Annotated in this window: 9 protein-coding genes; 6 read left to right on the plus strand and 3 right to left on the minus strand. The window is 73.7% G+C overall.

Features of this window, described 5'->3' with window-relative positions:
- The first annotated feature begins 65 nt into the window (after window positions 1–65).
- Window positions 66–416, plus strand: a complete 351-nt coding sequence (locus ACIP82_RS25435; protein ID WP_363613611.1) for a metalloregulator ArsR/SmtB family transcription factor — start codon at window positions 66–68, stop codon at window positions 414–416.
- Window positions 417–491: 75 nt separating this feature from the next.
- Window positions 492–1,178 carry a signal peptidase I gene (lepB, locus tag ACIP82_RS25440; RefSeq protein WP_400656518.1) on the plus strand — a complete coding sequence of 229 codons (687 nt, stop codon included), beginning with the start codon at window positions 492–494 and terminating at the stop codon, window positions 1,176–1,178.
- Between the two features lie 258 nt (window positions 1,179–1,436).
- Here the strand turns inward: lepB and ACIP82_RS25445 are convergent, their stop codons facing one another.
- A complete protein-coding gene (locus tag ACIP82_RS25445) occupies window positions 1,437–3,092 on the minus strand; it encodes an FAD-binding dehydrogenase (RefSeq protein ID WP_363613615.1) in 1,656 nt (551 codons plus the stop codon).
- A 307-nt stretch (window positions 3,093–3,399) separates the two neighbouring features.
- Here ACIP82_RS25445 and ACIP82_RS25450 point away from each other — a divergent pair, with 307 nt between their 5' ends.
- A complete protein-coding gene (locus ACIP82_RS25450) occupies window positions 3,400–4,275 on the plus strand; it encodes an SGNH/GDSL hydrolase family protein (protein ID WP_400656521.1) in 876 nt (291 codons plus the stop codon).
- Between the two features lie 128 nt (window positions 4,276–4,403).
- Here the strand turns inward: ACIP82_RS25450 and ACIP82_RS25455 are convergent, their stop codons facing one another.
- Together ACIP82_RS25455 and ACIP82_RS25460 are read right to left on the minus strand one after the other, a co-directional pair.
- Complete coding sequence (locus ACIP82_RS25455; protein ID WP_400656523.1) at window positions 4,404–6,833, minus strand: lamin tail domain-containing protein; 2,430 nt, start codon at window positions 6,831–6,833, stop codon at window positions 4,404–4,406.
- Window positions 6,834–7,099: 266 nt separating this feature from the next.
- Window positions 7,100–8,086, minus strand: a complete 987-nt coding sequence (locus tag ACIP82_RS25460) for a LuxR C-terminal-related transcriptional regulator (protein ID WP_363613621.1) — start codon at window positions 8,084–8,086, stop codon at window positions 7,100–7,102.
- Between the two features lie 385 nt (window positions 8,087–8,471).
- On the opposite strand from ACIP82_RS25460, the gene ACIP82_RS25465 reads away from it, so the two are divergent.
- From ACIP82_RS25465 to ACIP82_RS25475, 3 genes are all read left to right on the plus strand, one after another.
- Window positions 8,472–8,687 carry a hypothetical protein gene (locus ACIP82_RS25465; RefSeq protein ID WP_400656527.1) on the plus strand — a complete coding sequence of 72 codons (216 nt, stop codon included), beginning with the start codon at window positions 8,472–8,474 and terminating at the stop codon, window positions 8,685–8,687.
- Between the two features lie 7 nt (window positions 8,688–8,694).
- Entirely contained in the window at window positions 8,695–8,964 is a 270-nt protein-coding gene (locus ACIP82_RS25470; RefSeq protein WP_363613625.1) for a hypothetical protein, read from the plus strand.
- Between the two features lie 243 nt (window positions 8,965–9,207).
- Window positions 9,208–15,399 carry a DNRLRE domain-containing protein gene (locus ACIP82_RS25475; RefSeq protein ID WP_400656529.1) on the plus strand — a complete coding sequence of 2,064 codons (6,192 nt, stop codon included), beginning with the start codon at window positions 9,208–9,210 and terminating at the stop codon, window positions 15,397–15,399.
- The last annotated feature ends 162 nt before the right edge of the window (window positions 15,400–15,561 follow it).

A 15,561-nucleotide genomic window follows, 5' to 3' on the forward strand; every position in this document is an offset into this window, starting at 1 on the left:
GGGCGTCACGATACAGGAACACATGAACAAGCTTTCATTCATCACGGCCACCGTAGGATGCCCCCATGGGACACGCCACCGCCGAGAACGCCGTGCCGCGGATGCGTCTGGACGCGTCCAACGCGGCCAAGGTGGCGAGCACCCTCCAGGCCCTCGCCACCCCCTCCCGGCTGCTGATACTCGCCGAACTCCGCGAGGGCCCGCGCGCCGCCACCGAACTCGCCGACGCCGTCGGCATGGAGCAGTCCGCCTGCTCCCACCAGCTGCGCCTGCTGCGCAACCTCGGCCTCGTGGTCGGCGAACGCCGCGGCCGCTCGGTCGTCTACTCCCTCCACGACGATCATGTCGCCGCCCTCCTCGACCAGGCCGTCTACCACGTGGACCACCTGCGGCTCGGCCTGACCGACGAGCGCTGAGGCGTCCCGCGATCACGACCGCTAAGGTGTCCCGCGATCGCGCGGGGTGTCCGCGCGGTGCGAGAGGAGCGACGCATGGCGCTGGTCACGGGACCGGGATCCGGACGGCCGAAGCGGTGGCCGCTCTGGACATCGGCCGGGGTGGCGGCGGCGGGGCTGCTGACCGCGGTGCTGGGGCTGGTGCTGGTGGCGTTCGACTACTCGCCGCGCACCCTGCAGAGCGGGGGGATGAGCCCGACGCTGAAGCCGGGCGGCCGGATCCTCACCGAGACGGTGCGGGCCTCCGAGGTACGGCGGGGCGACGTCGTCCTCGTGGAGTCGCCGTGGACCATGTCGGGCCTGATCGTCAAGCGGGTCGTCGGCCTCGGCGGTGACCGGGTGACCTGCCGCGCCGACGGGCCGGTCACCGTCAACGGGCAGCCACTGACCGAGCCTTACACCTACGACGGCTCGCCCAACGGGAACTTCCCCGCGTACACCGCGACCGTGCCGCCGGGACGGGTCTTCCTGCTCGGCGACTACCGCGCCGAATCGGTCGACTCCCGGATGTTCCTCGACGACCAGCAGGGCACCGTCGCCGCCGCGGACGTCCGCGAGCGGGTGGTCTGGCACAGCGGCGGCTCGGAGCCGCTGCCGGTCGGCCTGGTCGCCCCGCTGGCCGCGGTCGGCGGGGGCGGGCTGCTGCTCGCCGCCGGGGTGATCGGCTTCGTCGCCGCCGCCGTGCTCCGCTCCCGCCGCCGGGCCGGCGCGTTCACCGGCTGACACCGGCCCGGCGGCGGGGCCGCGGTGTCGGTCCGTCAGGCGGGCCAGGAGTTCGGGGTGGTCCGCCGGCGCCGAATCGAGCATGGCGCGTGCCTGGGGCCTGAAGGAGTCCAGGTCGGCCGGGCTCCCGTCGATACCGCCCAGGGGCGGCTGCGGGCCGTACTCGATGAAGAGCTGGACGGTGCGGGCCAGTTGCTCCCCCGCGAGGCGTTCGACCAGGTGGAGTGCCATGTCGATGCCGGCCGACACGCCTCGCCGCTACGCCGTCGCGGCCGCCGCCGCGCGGCCCGCCGTGCGGCCGGAGAAGAGGCAGCCGCCGAGGAAGGTCCCCTCCAGGGAGCGGTAGCCGTGCACACCGCCGCCGCCGAAGCCGGCCGCCTCGCCGGCCGCGTACACGCCTTCCAGGACCTCGCCGCCGGGCCGCAGGACGCGGCCGGAGAGGTCGGTCTCCAGGCCGCCGAGCGACTTGCGGGTGAGGACGCGGAGCCGGACGGCGATCAGCGGGGCGGCGGCCGGGTCGAGGAGGCGGTGCGGCGCGGCGGTGCGGATCAGCTTGTCGCCGAGGTAGCGGCGGGCGCCGTGGATGGCGGTGACCTGGAGGTCCTTGGCGAAGGGGTTGGCCAGCTGGCGGTCCCGGGCCTCGACCACCCGGCGCAGTTCGTCCGGGTCGATCAGCGCCTGACGGGTCCTGGCGTTCATGCCGCGGGCCAGGTCGGACAGGTTGCCCGCGACCACGAAGTCGGGGCCGTGCCGCAGGTGCGCCCGGACCGGACCGGGCGCACCGGGCAGCGCGCGGCCGAGGACGCCCCGCAGGGAGCGGCCGGTGAGGTCGGGGTTCTGCTCGGAGCCGGAGAGGGTGAACTCCTTCTCGACGATCTTCTGGTTGAGCACGAACCAGGTGTGGTCGTGCCCGGTGGACATGATGTGGTCGAGCGTGCCGAGGGTGTCGAAGCCGGGGAAGAGCGGCACGGGCAGCCGCCGCCCGCGGGCGTCCAGCCAGAGCGAGGAGGGGCCGGGCAGGATGCGGATGCCGTGCCGGGCCCAGACCGGGTCCCAGTTCTCGATGCCCTCGGTGTAGTGCCACATCCGGTCACCGTTGATCAGGTTGCCGCCGGCCCCGCCGGTGATCTCCAGCATCAGACCGTCCACGTGCGCGGGGACACCGGAGAGCAGCCGGGCGGGCGGGGTGCCGAGCCGGGCGGGCCAGGCCTTGCGGACGAGGTCGTGGTTGCCGCCGATGCCGCCGGAGGTGACGATCACGGCCTGGGCGCGCAGTTCGAAGGCGCCGGCCACCTCCCGGGAGCTCGCCGCGCCGCGCACGGCGCCGCTGGGCACCAGCACCTCGCCGCTGACGGTGTCGACCGCCCCGGCGTGCGCGGACAGGCCGGTGACCCGGTGGCGGAAACGCAGGTCCACCAGGCCGCGCCCGGCGGCGGCCCGGACCCGGCGGACGAAGGGTTCGAGCAGCCCGGGCCCGGTGCCCCAGGTGATGTGGAACCGGGGGACGGAGTTGCCGGGGCCGTCGGCGAGCAGCCCGCCGCGCTCGGCCCAGCCGACGACCGGGAAGAACCGCACCCCCTGCGCGCGCAGCCAGGCCCGCTTCTCCCCCGCCGCGAAGTCGACGTAAGCCTCGGCCCAGCGGCGCGGCCAGGCGTCCTCGGGGCGGTCGAAGCCGGCGCTGCCGAGCCAGTCCTGCCAGGCGAGCGCGGGCGAGTCGCGGATGCGCATCCGGCGCTGCTCGGGCGAGTCGACCAGGAAGAGGCCGCCGAAGGACCAGTGCGCCTGACCGCCGAGCGAGGCCGCGGGCTCCTGGTCGAGCAGGATCACCTTCCGTCCGGCGTCGGCGAGTTCGGCGGTCGCGGCGAGCCCCGCGAGTCCGGCTCCGATGACGATGACGTCGGCGTCCAGGGCCATGCGGGTCCTCCATCGGCCGTCCGGGCGGCGAGGGGGCGCCGCCGCTGTGCGCCCGATACTGCGGCCTGCGGCGGGGCCAGTCAACCGGTCGGTAACAAGCCGCGGCGGGAATTCCGCTCCGCGGTGTACCGGAAATACCGCCGATACCCGGTGGAGCGTTATTCGGGAATATCCCTGACGGTTTTTCGGGAAATTCCGCCCGGTGCATGGACGGAGGCGAAACCTGGCAGTAACTTACCTGCCAGTAGCAGTAGCTGTGGCCCGGCTCGCACGCCCCCCACCCGTTTCTCTCCCCCCAGGAGGAACCGTGCTCCGCCCTGCCCGGAAATCCCGTTCGGCCGAGAAGTCCGCCCTGCTCGGCGCCGTCGCCCTGGGCGCCGCGCTCGCCCTGACCTCCACCAGCGCGCAGGCCGCCACCGCCACCCCCCGGCACTACGTCGCGCTGGGCGACTCGTACGCCGCCGGCGCCGGTGTGCCCGGTCAGTCGGCCGGCCTCTGCCTGCGCTCCGACCGCAACTACGGCCACCTGGTGGCCGCCGCCCTCAAGGCGGGCGCGTACACCGATGTCACCTGCGCCGCGGCCAAGGTGAAGGCGATGACGCAGCCCCAGTACGACGCCTTCCTCCGGGTCAACGACCCGCAACTGGACGCCGTCACCGCCGACACCGACCTGGTGACCCTCGGCATCGGCGGCAACGACCTCGGCACCAGTGACCTCGGGGTCGGCGACGTGATCGCCACCTGCCTCGCCGGCGCGGTGGTCAACCCGCTGGGCACGCCCTGCCGGGACGTCTACAACCACGGCTACTGGGACTGGAGCAGCTGGTCCTGGCAGTACGGCAACGACGACCTCGCCGACCGGATCGCCGCCGCCGGGCCGAAGATCGCCGACGCACTGCGGCGGATCCACGCCAAGGCGCCGAACGCCCGTGTGCTGGTGGTCGGTTACCCGTCCGTGCTGCCCGCCGACGGGGCGGCCTGCGTACTGCGCCAGCCCATCACCCCGGGGGACGTCGAGTACCTGCACGGCGTGCTCGGCCGGCTGAACACCATGCTCCGGTCGACCGCCGCCGCGGGCGGCGCCACCTACGTGGACACCGCGGCCCCGACCGCTGGATCGAGGGCGCGCTGCCGGGCTCCCCCGCCGTGCCGTTCCACCCGAACGCGACCGGCGAGAAGGTGATGGCGGACGCGGTGCTCGCCGCCCTGCGCTGACGCCGGCCCGGGCGGGCGGCCGGCCCGGACAGCCGACCCGGAAAGCGCCCGAGGGGGCGCGACCGAACCCCGGTCGCGCCCCCTCGGTCTCGCACACTACGGCTTGATGCGGACCACCTGCGGGTCGTGGTCGCTCGCCTGCTGGGCGAACTCACTGTTGATGTGCACCACGTCGTACTTGGCGTACCCGACCTCGGGGCTGACCAGGATGTGGTCCAGCACCTGCGAGTTGCCCTGGTAGACGTAGGAGTACTGCTCCTTCTCCGGCAGCTCGTTCACCAGGTCGCGCAGCACCCGGTCCTTGGTGAGCGCGGCCAGCGCGGGCGAGAACTGGTAGTCGTTGAAGTCGCCCAGCGAGACGATCTTCGCGTTCCTGTCCGCGGCCAGCAGCTTGGCGACGAAGGCCTGCTCGACGGTGGCCTGCTTGATCCGCTGCACCTCGGAGCTGCGGACCGGGGCCTGGAAGCGGCTGTCGATGCCCTGGTCGCCGCCCTTGCTGTTGAAGTGGTTGGCGATGACGAAGACCTTCTTGCCGCGGAAGTCGAACTGGCCGACCAGCGGCTTGCGGCTGTTGGCCCAGGCCTCGTCGGTGGGCGAGATCCGGCCGGGCGAGGCGGTCAGCGAGGCGGCGGAGCCCTTGCCGGCCACGTCCACGGCGGAGGTCGCGGAGCCGCCGGGGATGTCGGTGAAGGAGACCCGCTGCGGGTTGAACAGGAAGACCTGGCGGATGTTGCCGCCGGGCTCGCCACCGTCCTTGTTGTTCTCCGGGTCCACCGAACGCCACTCGTAGGCCGGGCCGCCGGCCGCCTTGATCGCGGCGATGAACTTGGCGACGGTCTCGCTCGCGTCCACCGTGCCGTCGTTGGTGGCGCCGTTGTTGTCCTGGATCTCCTCCAGGGCGACGATGTCGGGCGAGCGCAGGTTGGTGACGACGCCCTGGGCCAGCTCGGCGAACTTGGCGTCCGGGTTGCCGGGGGCGAGGTTCTCCACGTTGTAGGTGGCGATGGAGAGTTCGCGGTCGGCGGTCGGGGCCGTCACCTCGCGCTGGAGGTGGTTGTCCTGGAGCGCGCCGAGGGTGCCCGCGACGAGGGTGTAGCCGCCGAAGGCGTTGTAGTCCAGCGGGCCGGTGGTGGTGCCGGTCAGCACGTCGCCGACGTTGGCGACCGGGAACGGCTGCTGGGAGACCGGCGCCTGCTGCTGCACCATCAGGCGGCCGACGTTGGGCTCGGCGTACGACTCGTACAGCACGCCGCCGCGCGCGCTCTTCTGGTCCTGCTTGTCGGCGGCGACCCAGAGCTCGTTGTACTTGTCCGTCGCCTGGATCACCCGGACGTCCTTGACCTGGACGAGCATGCCCTCCAGGGACTCGAAGAAGTCCAGGGTGTACTTCTCCGGCTGGAGCGGGAGCGACTCGATGGTGCCGCCCGCCGGGGCCTGCGGGGTGTAGGTGCCGGGGATGTTGCGGGTGTCCACGACGACCGGCGCCGGCAGCGGGTTGCCGGAGGAGACCACGGTGACGGCCGGGTTGGTGAGCTGGGTGAGCGACTGCGAGCCGCTGTTGAAGTTCGGGTAGTACTCCGTCACCTTGCCGGTGACCAGCACCGAGTCGCCGACCTTGACGGTCGGGGTGGCGCTGCCGGTGTAGACGAAGATGCCCTCGCTGGTGGCCGGGTCGGCGTCCGGGTTCGGGTCCTGGATCCAGAAGCCCTTGGAGCCGTAGCCGCGGACGCCGGTGACGATGCCGGGCACGCCCGCGATGGTCGCACCGGTGCGGGTCGAGAGGCGGGTGCTGCCCTGGATGTCATGGATCCGGACGCTGCCCGGCTCGGTCGGGCCGGTCGGGGTGGAGCCCTCGGCGACCTCGCCCTTGCTGTTGGTCGGCGTCGGGGCGCCGGCGGTGAAGTCGGCCGCGTTGTCGTCGGTGTCGGCGAGGTCGGCCCGGCGGGCCACCGAGGCGGTGTTGGAGGCCCCGGCGGCGGCGGCCGAGCCCTCGTGGATCACGGCGGTGCCGAAGCCGGCCAGGTCGCGCACGCGCGGGTCGGCGGCGCAGTCGGCGGCGGTCTTGCAGGTCAGCGGGTCGGTGCCGCGGACGAGGGCGACGGTGCCGCTGGTGCCGGACAGCGCCAGCGAGCCGGCCGCGTCCGGGGTCGGCAGGTCGACGGTGCCGCCGGCGCCGGCCGCCTCGCCGACCAGGTAGCGGCCGCCGGGGGCGATCGAGCCGGTCAGCGGGGTGACGCCCCACTGGGAGGCCGGGCCCGGGGTCCCGGATATGTACTGGACGCTCCAGCCGTCCAGGCCGAAGGCCGCACCGCCCTTGTTGGCCAGCTCGACGAAGTCGTTCTTCAGGGTGGCACCGGAGTTGCCGCCACCGCCGTACACCTCGGAGATCACCGCGTCGGCGGAGGGCGCGGCCACGGCGGCCGGCAGCGGGACGAGCACCAGCGAGACGGCCAGCCCGGCCGGGAGGAGGGTGGCGCGCAGCAGGGCCCGGCGGGAGCGGGGGCGGGGAGCGGGGGGCGTGGTCACCGGGGCAGGACTCCTTGCTCAGCCGTGCGGCACGGTCGGGACACGGCGGACGGGGGTGGCACGTTCGCCCGGCGCAGGTGGGACCGCCGGGCCGTGAGGGTGGGTCAGGCAGGCGCGGACAGCGCGCTACCCGCGTAGAATACAGCCGCGGGAGCCGGACGGCCGTCCCCCGCAGCGCTCAAGATACGCGCGTAGAAAATGACGCGACAAGACCCCGGTGGTGAACTTTCGGTACCGCCGCCCAGGTCTCCGGCCCGCACGAAGCCCTACAGCCAGCCCCGCTGAGCCGCCTTCAGACCCGCCTCGAACCGGCTCGCCGCGTCCAGCCGCTCCATCAGCGCGGCCATCTGCCGGCGCACCGTCCGCACCGAGACGCCGAGCCGCTTGGCCGCCGCGTCGTCGGTGAGCCCGGTGGAGAGCAGCCGCAGCAGCTCGCGCTCGCCGGCGCTCAGGCCCGTGCCGACGTCCTCGGGCTGGTCGTCGCCGAGCGGGACGGCGGTCTCCCAGGTCTGCTCGAAGAGGGCGACCAGCGAGGCGACGATGCCCGGCTCCTCCGTGCACAGCGCGCCGAGCCGGGTGTTCTCCGGGTCGATCGGCACCACGGCCGCGCGCCGGTCGAACACCAGCATCCGGGGCGGCAGCACGGGTGCGGTGCGCACCTTGCCGCCGAGGCCGGTCATCCAGCGGGCGTAGGCGAAGGTCTCCGGGTCGTTGCGGACGCTGTCCTGATAGATGGTCCGCAGACTCATCCCGCGCCGCAGGGCGTCCTCGTCCAGCGGCCGGGAGGCGGCCAGGCTGGCCGCGGACTGCGCGCCGCCGGGCATCACCGCCAGGCACTCGCCGGCCAGCCGGGCCGTCAGCACCTCCAGCTTGGCCTGGATCGCGTCCAGGCCCACCAGCCGCTCGCCACCGTCCACCAGGGTGCTGGTGCGCAGCATGGCGTACTCGGCGACGGCCCGCGCGACGGCCGCCTTGGAGACGGCCAGCTCCTGCTGGCGGCGCGCGAGTTCCTCCTCCTGCCGGCGCAGCAGCAGCTCCAGGCCGCGCTCCGGGCTGACCGGCCAGAACGCGCCGGGGCGGTCACGGGAGGCCCGCAGCAGGGTGAGGTCGGCGAGCCGGTCCAGGGCCTCGCGGACGGCGGCCTCGGGGAGTCGGAGCCGCTCGCAGAGTTCGGCGACGCCACCCTCGGGGTCGGTCAGCATCTCCCGGTAGACGGCCTCGGCGGTCGCGTCCAGCCCCAGCAGCTCCAGCACTTCAGCGACCCCTGATCAGTCGAACGGATGTCCGGTCGGCCCACCGGTTCGATCTTTCCGCCGCCGCGGCGCCGCCACAAGACATGATCCGGTCAAGCGCCCGGGCGGCCCCGCGTGGCCGCCCGGCGGGGTGCGCCCGGCGGGGGTTGCAGCAAGCTGCCTGTCCTGATGCTGCCCACGGTTGCCCCTCCCGCCGCCGGGCGGACGCCGGGAGGATTCACCCTGCGCGCAGCCATCCTCGTGACCCACCCTCACCTCCGTTCAGCCCCGTTCGCCTCCGTTCGTCCCAGAGCCCGGCCGAGCCCTGAACCCGGCCGGGTCCCGGGCCCGAACAGCCCTGAGCCCGAACAGCCCCGCACCTCCCCTGCACAGAACAGGAACCGTCGTGCCCAAGACCGTCCGCCCGCTCGCCGTCACCGTTCTCGCCCTCGCCCTCGCCGCGGCCGCCGCACCCGCCTTCGTCGCCCAGCCCTCCCCCGCCGCGCCCGCCACCGCCGCCGGCGGCGCCGACGACGGCGGCATCGGCTGGGACACCCCGCCGGCCGGACCGGTCGGCTGGGACAGCGCCCCCGTCGACGGCGGCACCATCGGGTGGGACTGACCTCCCGGTGTTCGCCGTCCACCTGACCCTCCTGGACGTCTCCGCCACCCCGCCGGGCGAGGCCGGGGCCGCCGACGTCCAGGCCGCCCTGTGGGGGTCCGCGGGCCCGGGCGACGGCCTGGAACACGTGCGTGCCCGCGCCGTCCCGGAGGGCGTCGGTCTGGTGCTGTACGTCCGGGCGCCGGACGAGGCCGTGGCCGAGCTGCGGGCGAAGGCCCTGCTCGACCGGGCCCTGGCGGCCGGGCCGTCCGGTCGCTTCGCACTGCCGCTGGGGTAACTCCGCGACCGCGCGCGCTTTCTGATCTTCCGGGCGGGTTTCCCCCCATCCCGGTCCCCCGCCATTTTGGCCGATTCATATCGATCGCTTTACCCCCTCATGACTGGCATGGCCACATCACGTGAGCCGTGCGCAGCTCCGTCGGCATGCTCCACCAGCCGTCGGAGCCGACCGCCGGAGCCGAGCCGTCGAGCCCGCCGGAAACAAGCCCGTCGAAGCCGTCAAGACCCTCAAAGGAGCCCGATGCCACACCCCCACGGCGCACTCCCCCGCCCAGGAGCCGGAGACGCCGCACCGCCCCCGACCGCCCGGCGCCGCCACAACGGCGTCCTGCGCAAGACCGCCGTCGCGCTCGCCGTCGTCCTGGCCGCCGAGTCCGCCGCCGTCATCATGGCGACCGGCCAGGCCGTCGCCGTCACCCCGCAGGCCCCGACCCCCCGGCAGGCCCAGGCGCTCGGCCCGGCCGAGGCACCGGACCTCGCCACCGCCCACCTCAAGGCCCGGCTGGAGAACCGCCGGATCGAGGTGACGGACGAGCGCACCGAGTCCACCACCACCTGGATCAACCCGGACGGCACCACCACGCTCGACATGGCCACCGGGCCGGTCCGCTACAAGGACAAGTCCGGAAAGCTCCAGCCGATCGACGTGAACCTCGCCCGGCAGGCGGACGGCAGCGTCAAGGCCAAGGGCCACCCGCTGAACCTCGCCCTGGCCGGCGCCACCCCGCCCGCCGCCGTGTCCGGGTTCAAGGCGGCCGGCGCCCCGGCCGGCGACCAGCAGGCCCCGGCGACTCCGCTGCTCTCGCTGGACAACGGCGCCGGCACCGCGATGTCGCTGTCCTGGCGCGGCACCCTGCCCGCGCCCACCGTGGACGGCGCCAAGGCCCGGTACGAGAACGCGCTCACCGCCACCGACCTGGTCATCGAGTCCACCCGGACCGGCTTCGAGCAGTTCCTGGAGCTCAAGGACCGCTCGGCGGTCGCCGCCAACGGCAGCGTCACGCTCACCCTGAACGCGGCCGGCCTCCAGGCCCGGCACAACGCCGACAACTCGGTCTCCTTCCTCGACCCGAAGACCGGTCAGGAGGCCGGCCAACTGCCCGCGCCGGTGATGTGGGACGCCCAGGTCGACGAGCGCAGCGGCGACCACACCCGCACCGCGCCGGTCACCCTGAAGGTGACCCAGCGGGGCGACGACGTCGACCTGACGCTCACCCCCGACGCGGCCTTCCTGAACGACCCGAACACCAAGTACCCCGTCACCATCGACCCGGCGGTCAACATCGGCGTCGGCTTCGACACCTTCGTCCAGGAGGGGTACGGCACCGACGTCTCCTCCCAGACCGAGCTGAAGCTGGGCAACAACGGCTCCGGCCAGAAGGCCCGTTCGTTCCTGCAGTTCCCGATGGCGAAGATCAGCGGCAAGCAGATCAGCAGCGGCAAGCTCAACCTGTGGAACTTCCACTCCTGGTCCTGCACCGCCAAGGGCTGGGAGGTCTGGGACACCGGCAGCGCGAGCACCAGCACCCGCTGGACGGCGCAGCCCGGCTGGAACCGCAAGTGGGCCACCTCCACGGCCACCAAGGGCTACTCCAGCTCCTGCAACGACGGCTGGGTGAACCAGGACATCACCGCCCTCGTCCAGGCCTGGGCCGGCAACGGCAACGCCAGCAACACCCTGGGCATCCGGGCCACCGACGAGAGCGACCCGTACGGCTGGAAGAAGTTCAACTCCGGCAACGCGTCCTCCAACACGCCGTACCTGTCGGTCACCTACAACACCCCGCCGGCCGTCTCCACCCTGCTCAGCCCGGCCGACGGCGCGCTCACCGGCGACGCCAAGCCGACCCTGTCCGCCAAGGCGACCGACCCCGACGGCGGCAACATCAAGCTGGACTTCGAGGTCTGGGCCGCCAACGGCACCGCGGCCCTCCAGGCCGGCAACACCCCGTACGCGGCCTCCGGCTCGACCTTCACCTGGTCGCCCACCACCGCGCTGGCGCCCGGCGGTTACAAGTGGCGCTCGCGCTCCTGGGACGGCACCGCCAACAGCGCCTGGTCCGGCTTCCGCTCGTTCACCGTGGACACCACCGCGCCGGGCACGACCACCGTCTCCTCCGGGGACTTCCCGGCCGGCCAGTGGGCGGGCACCCCGGACGCGAACGGCGGCTACAGCGGCTCCTTCACCTTCACCCCGCCGACCAGCGACGTGAAGGACATCCAGTACCGGCTGGACGGCGGCGCCTGGGTCACCGTCGCCACCACCGGCGCCCCGGTGAAGGCCACGCTCGGCTTCAAGGCGGGCGCGCACACCGTCACCGCGCACACCCGGGACGCGGCGGGCAACGTCTCCGCCGACAAGACGTACACCTTCTACGCGGGCAAGGGCTCGGCCCTGGTCGCCCCCGGCGCCGGCGAGCGCCCGGCCCGCCGCACCTCCCTCCAGGCGGAGGGCAACAGCACCTACACCGGCGTGCGCTACCAGTACCGGCGCGGTGAGACGGACGCCTGGAAGGACGTGCCGGCCGCCAACGTCACCACCACCGACGGCAAGGCCGTCACCGGCTGGCCGTTCACCGCCCCCGCGGGCAAGCCGGCCGCGCTGACCTGGAACATCACCGACACCCTGGCCGAGAACGGTCCGGTGGACGTCCGCGCGGTGTTCACCGACGGCACGGCCACCGACGCCACCGAGCCCAACACCGTCACGGTGGACCGCAACGCGGGCACGGCGCCCGAGACGACCGTCGGACCGGGCAAGGTCAACACCCTCACCGGTGACCTCGCCCTCGCCGCCACCGACGCCGCGGGCTTCGGCCTCTCCGCCGAGCGCTCCTACTCCTCCCGCCGCCCCGCCAACGGCTCGGCACAGGAGGGCCAGGCCGCGATCTTCGGCCCGCAGTGGAGCTCCGGCACCACCGCCGACATCACCGACGTCGCCTACCGGTACGTCCGTCAGACGTCGCCGACCTCGCTCGCGGTGGTCTCCGCCGACGGCGCCGAGACCGGCTTCACCGCCACCGGCGCCGGCGGCTGGAAGCCCGAGCCCGGCGCCGAGGACCTCACCCTCACCGGCGCGCTGACCGGCTCCTTCACCCTGAAGGACACCGCCGGCACCACCGTCACCTTCGCCAAGGTCGACCCGGCCGCCACCACCTGGCAGGCCACCGGCTCCTCGCTGCCCAGCGAGAACTCCACCACCAGCGTGGTCTCGGAGAAGGTCGTCACCGGCGGCAAGACCCTGGCCCGCCCGAAGTACGTGGTCGCGCCGACCTCGGCGGCCGCCTCCGCCACCTGCGCCGCCGTGCCCGCCACGGCCGGCTGCCGGGTGCTGGAGTACGTCTACGCCACCGCCACCACCGCCACCTCCGCCGCGCTCGGCGACGTCACCGGCCAGGTGAAGCAGATCCGGCTCTGGTCCACCGACCCGGGCGCCGCCGCGGCGACCCCCGTCGTGGTCACCCAGTACGCGTACGACGACGCGGGCCGGCTGCGCGAGGTCTGGGACCCGCGGATCAGCCCGGCGCTGAAGACCGCGTACGGCTACGACGCGGCCGGCCGGGTCACCACCACGACCGGGCCCGGCGAGCTGCCGTGGACGCTGGAGTACGGCAAGGCCGGCAACGCCGCCACGGCCGGCGACGGCATGCTGCTCGCGGCCTCCCGGCCCGCCCTCAAGCAGGGCAGCAAGGACGTCACCAGCGGCACCGCCACCACCTCCGTCGTCTACGACGTCCCGCTGAGCGGTGCCAACGCGCCGTACCCGCTGGGCCCGTCCGACGTCGCGGCCTGGGGCCAGAGCGACGCCCCGACCGACGCCACCGCCGTGCTGCCGCCGGACGCCGTTCCGGCGAGCCACGACGGCAAGGCGCTCGGCACCAACGCGTACACCCGCGCCTCGCTGACCTACACCAACGCCTCCGGGCGCGAGGTCAACACCGCCACCCCCGGCGGCGGCATCACCACCACCGAGTACAACGCCTTCGGCAGCACGGTGCGCACCCTCTCCGCGGAGAACCGCATCCTGGCCCTCGCCACCACCGGCAAGGACCTCGCCACCCTGCGGGAGCTGGGCATCGCCGGCCGCTCCACGGCCGACCGCGCCCAGGTGCTCTCCTCGCTGTCGGCGTACTCGGCCGACGGCAAGCGCCTGGTCGACCAGCTCGACCCGCTGCAACTGGTCACCCTGGAGCACGGCCTGGCCGCCTCCGGCACCAGCCCGGCCCTCGCGGCCGGCGCCGAGGTCCCGGCCCGTGCCCACACCGTCACCGCCTACGACGAGGGCCGCCCGGCGGACGCCGCCGTCAGCGACCGCTCCACCACGGTGACCTTCGGCGCCCGGGTCGACGGCTACCCCGCCGACGCCGACGCCCGCACCACCGCGACCGGCTACGACTGGGCCAAGGGCCTGCCCGTGCGGACCGTCCAGGACCCGGCCGATCTGAAGATCACCACCACCACCGGCTACGACGCGGCCGGCCGGGTCGTGACCCAGAGCCGCCCCAACTCCAACGGCTCCGACGCGGCCACCACGGTGACCACGTACTGGAGCGCCACCGGCACCGGCGCCTGCGCCGGGCGCCCCGAGTGGGCCGACCTGGTCTGCTCCGCCGGCCCGGCCGCGCAGATCGCCGGCGGCGGCGCCAACCCGCTCCAGCTGCCGACCAAGACCCAGCAGTACGACCGCTGGGGCAACCCGACCGTCCTCACCGAGGTCGCCAACGGCGTCACCCGCACCACCACCCGCGGCTACGACGCCGCCGGGCGCCCGGCGAAGGTCTCCGTCACCGGCGGCACCGGCGCCCCGGTGGCCGACCTCACCGTGAGCTACGACCCGGCCAACGGCCAGCCCGCCACGGTCACCAACGGCACGACCACCATCGCCCAGGGCTACGACCGGCTGGGCCGCGAGGTCTCGTACGACGACGGTGCGGGCAACGTCACCACCACCGAGTACGACCTGCTGGACCGGGTGGTGAAGCGGTCGGACTCCGTGCCGTCCACCACCACCTACGGCTACGACACCGCCAAGGACCCGCGCGGTCTGCCCACCTCGCTCACCGACTCGGTCGCGGGCACCTTCACCGCCGGCTACGACGTCGAGGGCCGGCTGACCACCCAGACGCTGCCCGGCGGCAACACCCTGACCACCAGCTACGACAGCCGGGGCATCAAGACCGGCAAGACCTACACCAACCAGTCGGGCACCGTCCTGCTGGCCGACACCGCCGACTACACCGTCCACGGCCAGCAGGCCGGCCGGACCCAGAGCGACGGCAACAGCACCACCAGCGACTACACCTACGACTCGACCGGCCGGCTCACCAAGGCCGCCGACACCACCGGCCTGGCCTGCTCCAGCCGCGCCTACACCTTCGACAAGAACAGCAACCGGACCGGCCTGACCACCGTCTCGGACGACTGTGACCCGGCCACCAACGACACGGTCACCACCACCGTCAACTCCGGCTACGACACCGCCGACCGGCTCACCGGCCCCGGCTACGCCTACGACGCGCTCGGCCGCACCACCACCCTGCCCAAGGGCACCGCGCTGAGCTACCACGTCAACGACCTGCTGCGCGGCGAGACCCTCGGCGACCAGCGCAAGACCTGGGACCTGGACGCGGCCGGCCGGCTCGCCTCGGTCACCACCGAGGCCAAGGGCGCCGACGGCACCTGGGCCGTCACCGAGCAGTCCACCAACCACTACGGCGCCGGCACCGACAGCCCCACCTGGTCCAGGACGGCCGCGGGCAAGCTCACCCGCAACGTCCAGGACCTCACCGGCCAGCTGACGGCGGCCACCGGCCCCGACGGCGGCGTCGTCCTGCTGCTGACCAACCTGCACGGTGACGTCTCCGTCCAGCTCTCCCCGGACGGCACCGAGGACCTCGCCGTCTACCACTACGACGAGTACGGCAACCCGGTGGACGCCGCGGCGAGCACCGAGTACGGCTGGCTCGGCGGGGCGCTGCGGGGCGGCGACAGCCTCAGCGGTCTGACCCTGATGGGCGCCCGGGTCTACGACTCCGGCACCGGCCGCTTCCTGCAGCTCGACCCGCTCCAGGAGGGCTCGCCCAACCACTACGGCTACCCGGTCGATCCGATCACCATGGACGACCTCACCGGGCTGGCCTGGTACAAGAAGTACACCGCGACCTTCAGCCGGAGCGAGGCGAACACCCTGGCGGCCGTGCTGTACGCGGCGGGCGGGTTCGCGAAGTTCGTCGGCAAGGTGCTGCAGAAGGTCCCGCACATCGCCGCGCGGATCGTCGGCTGGGCCCTGTGGGCGCTCAGCTACCTGGCCAAGTACTGGGCCAAGGACATCGCCAAGAAGGCCAACCGGGGCCGCGGTGGCGTGAAGATCTACGCCGGGATCTGGCGCTCCTGGGGCATCCCCTACCCGAAGGTGGAGATCCACGGGCGCTGACCTGCCCTGACCGGTAGCAGCGAGGACCGAGGAGAAAGGGCCGGGGGGGCCCCGGGGGGCCCCCCCCCCCCCCCCGCCCCCCGGCCGCCGGCCCCCCCCCCCCCCCCCGGGGGGGGGCCCCCGGCCCCCCCCCCCCCCCCCCAAGCAAAACAACCCCCCCCA

It is taken from the genome of Kitasatospora sp. NPDC088548 (genome assembly GCF_044753005.1).
Classification (GTDB): Bacteria; Actinomycetota; Actinomycetes; order Streptomycetales; family Streptomycetaceae; genus Kitasatospora.

Coding starts and splice junctions, on each gene's coding strand:
- ACIP82_RS25435 (WP_363613611.1), top strand. CDS start 66: ATGGGACACGCCACCGCCGAGAACGCCGTGCCGCGGATGCGTCTGGAC.
- lepB (WP_400656518.1), top strand. CDS start 492: ATGGCGCTGGTCACGGGACCGGGATCCGGACGGCCGAAGCGGTGGCCG.
- ACIP82_RS25445 (WP_363613615.1), bottom strand. CDS start 3,092: ATGGCCCTGGACGCCGACGTCATCGTCATCGGAGCCGGACTCGCGGGG.
- ACIP82_RS25475 (WP_400656529.1), top strand. CDS start 9,208: ATGCCACACCCCCACGGCGCACTCCCCCGCCCAGGAGCCGGAGACGCC.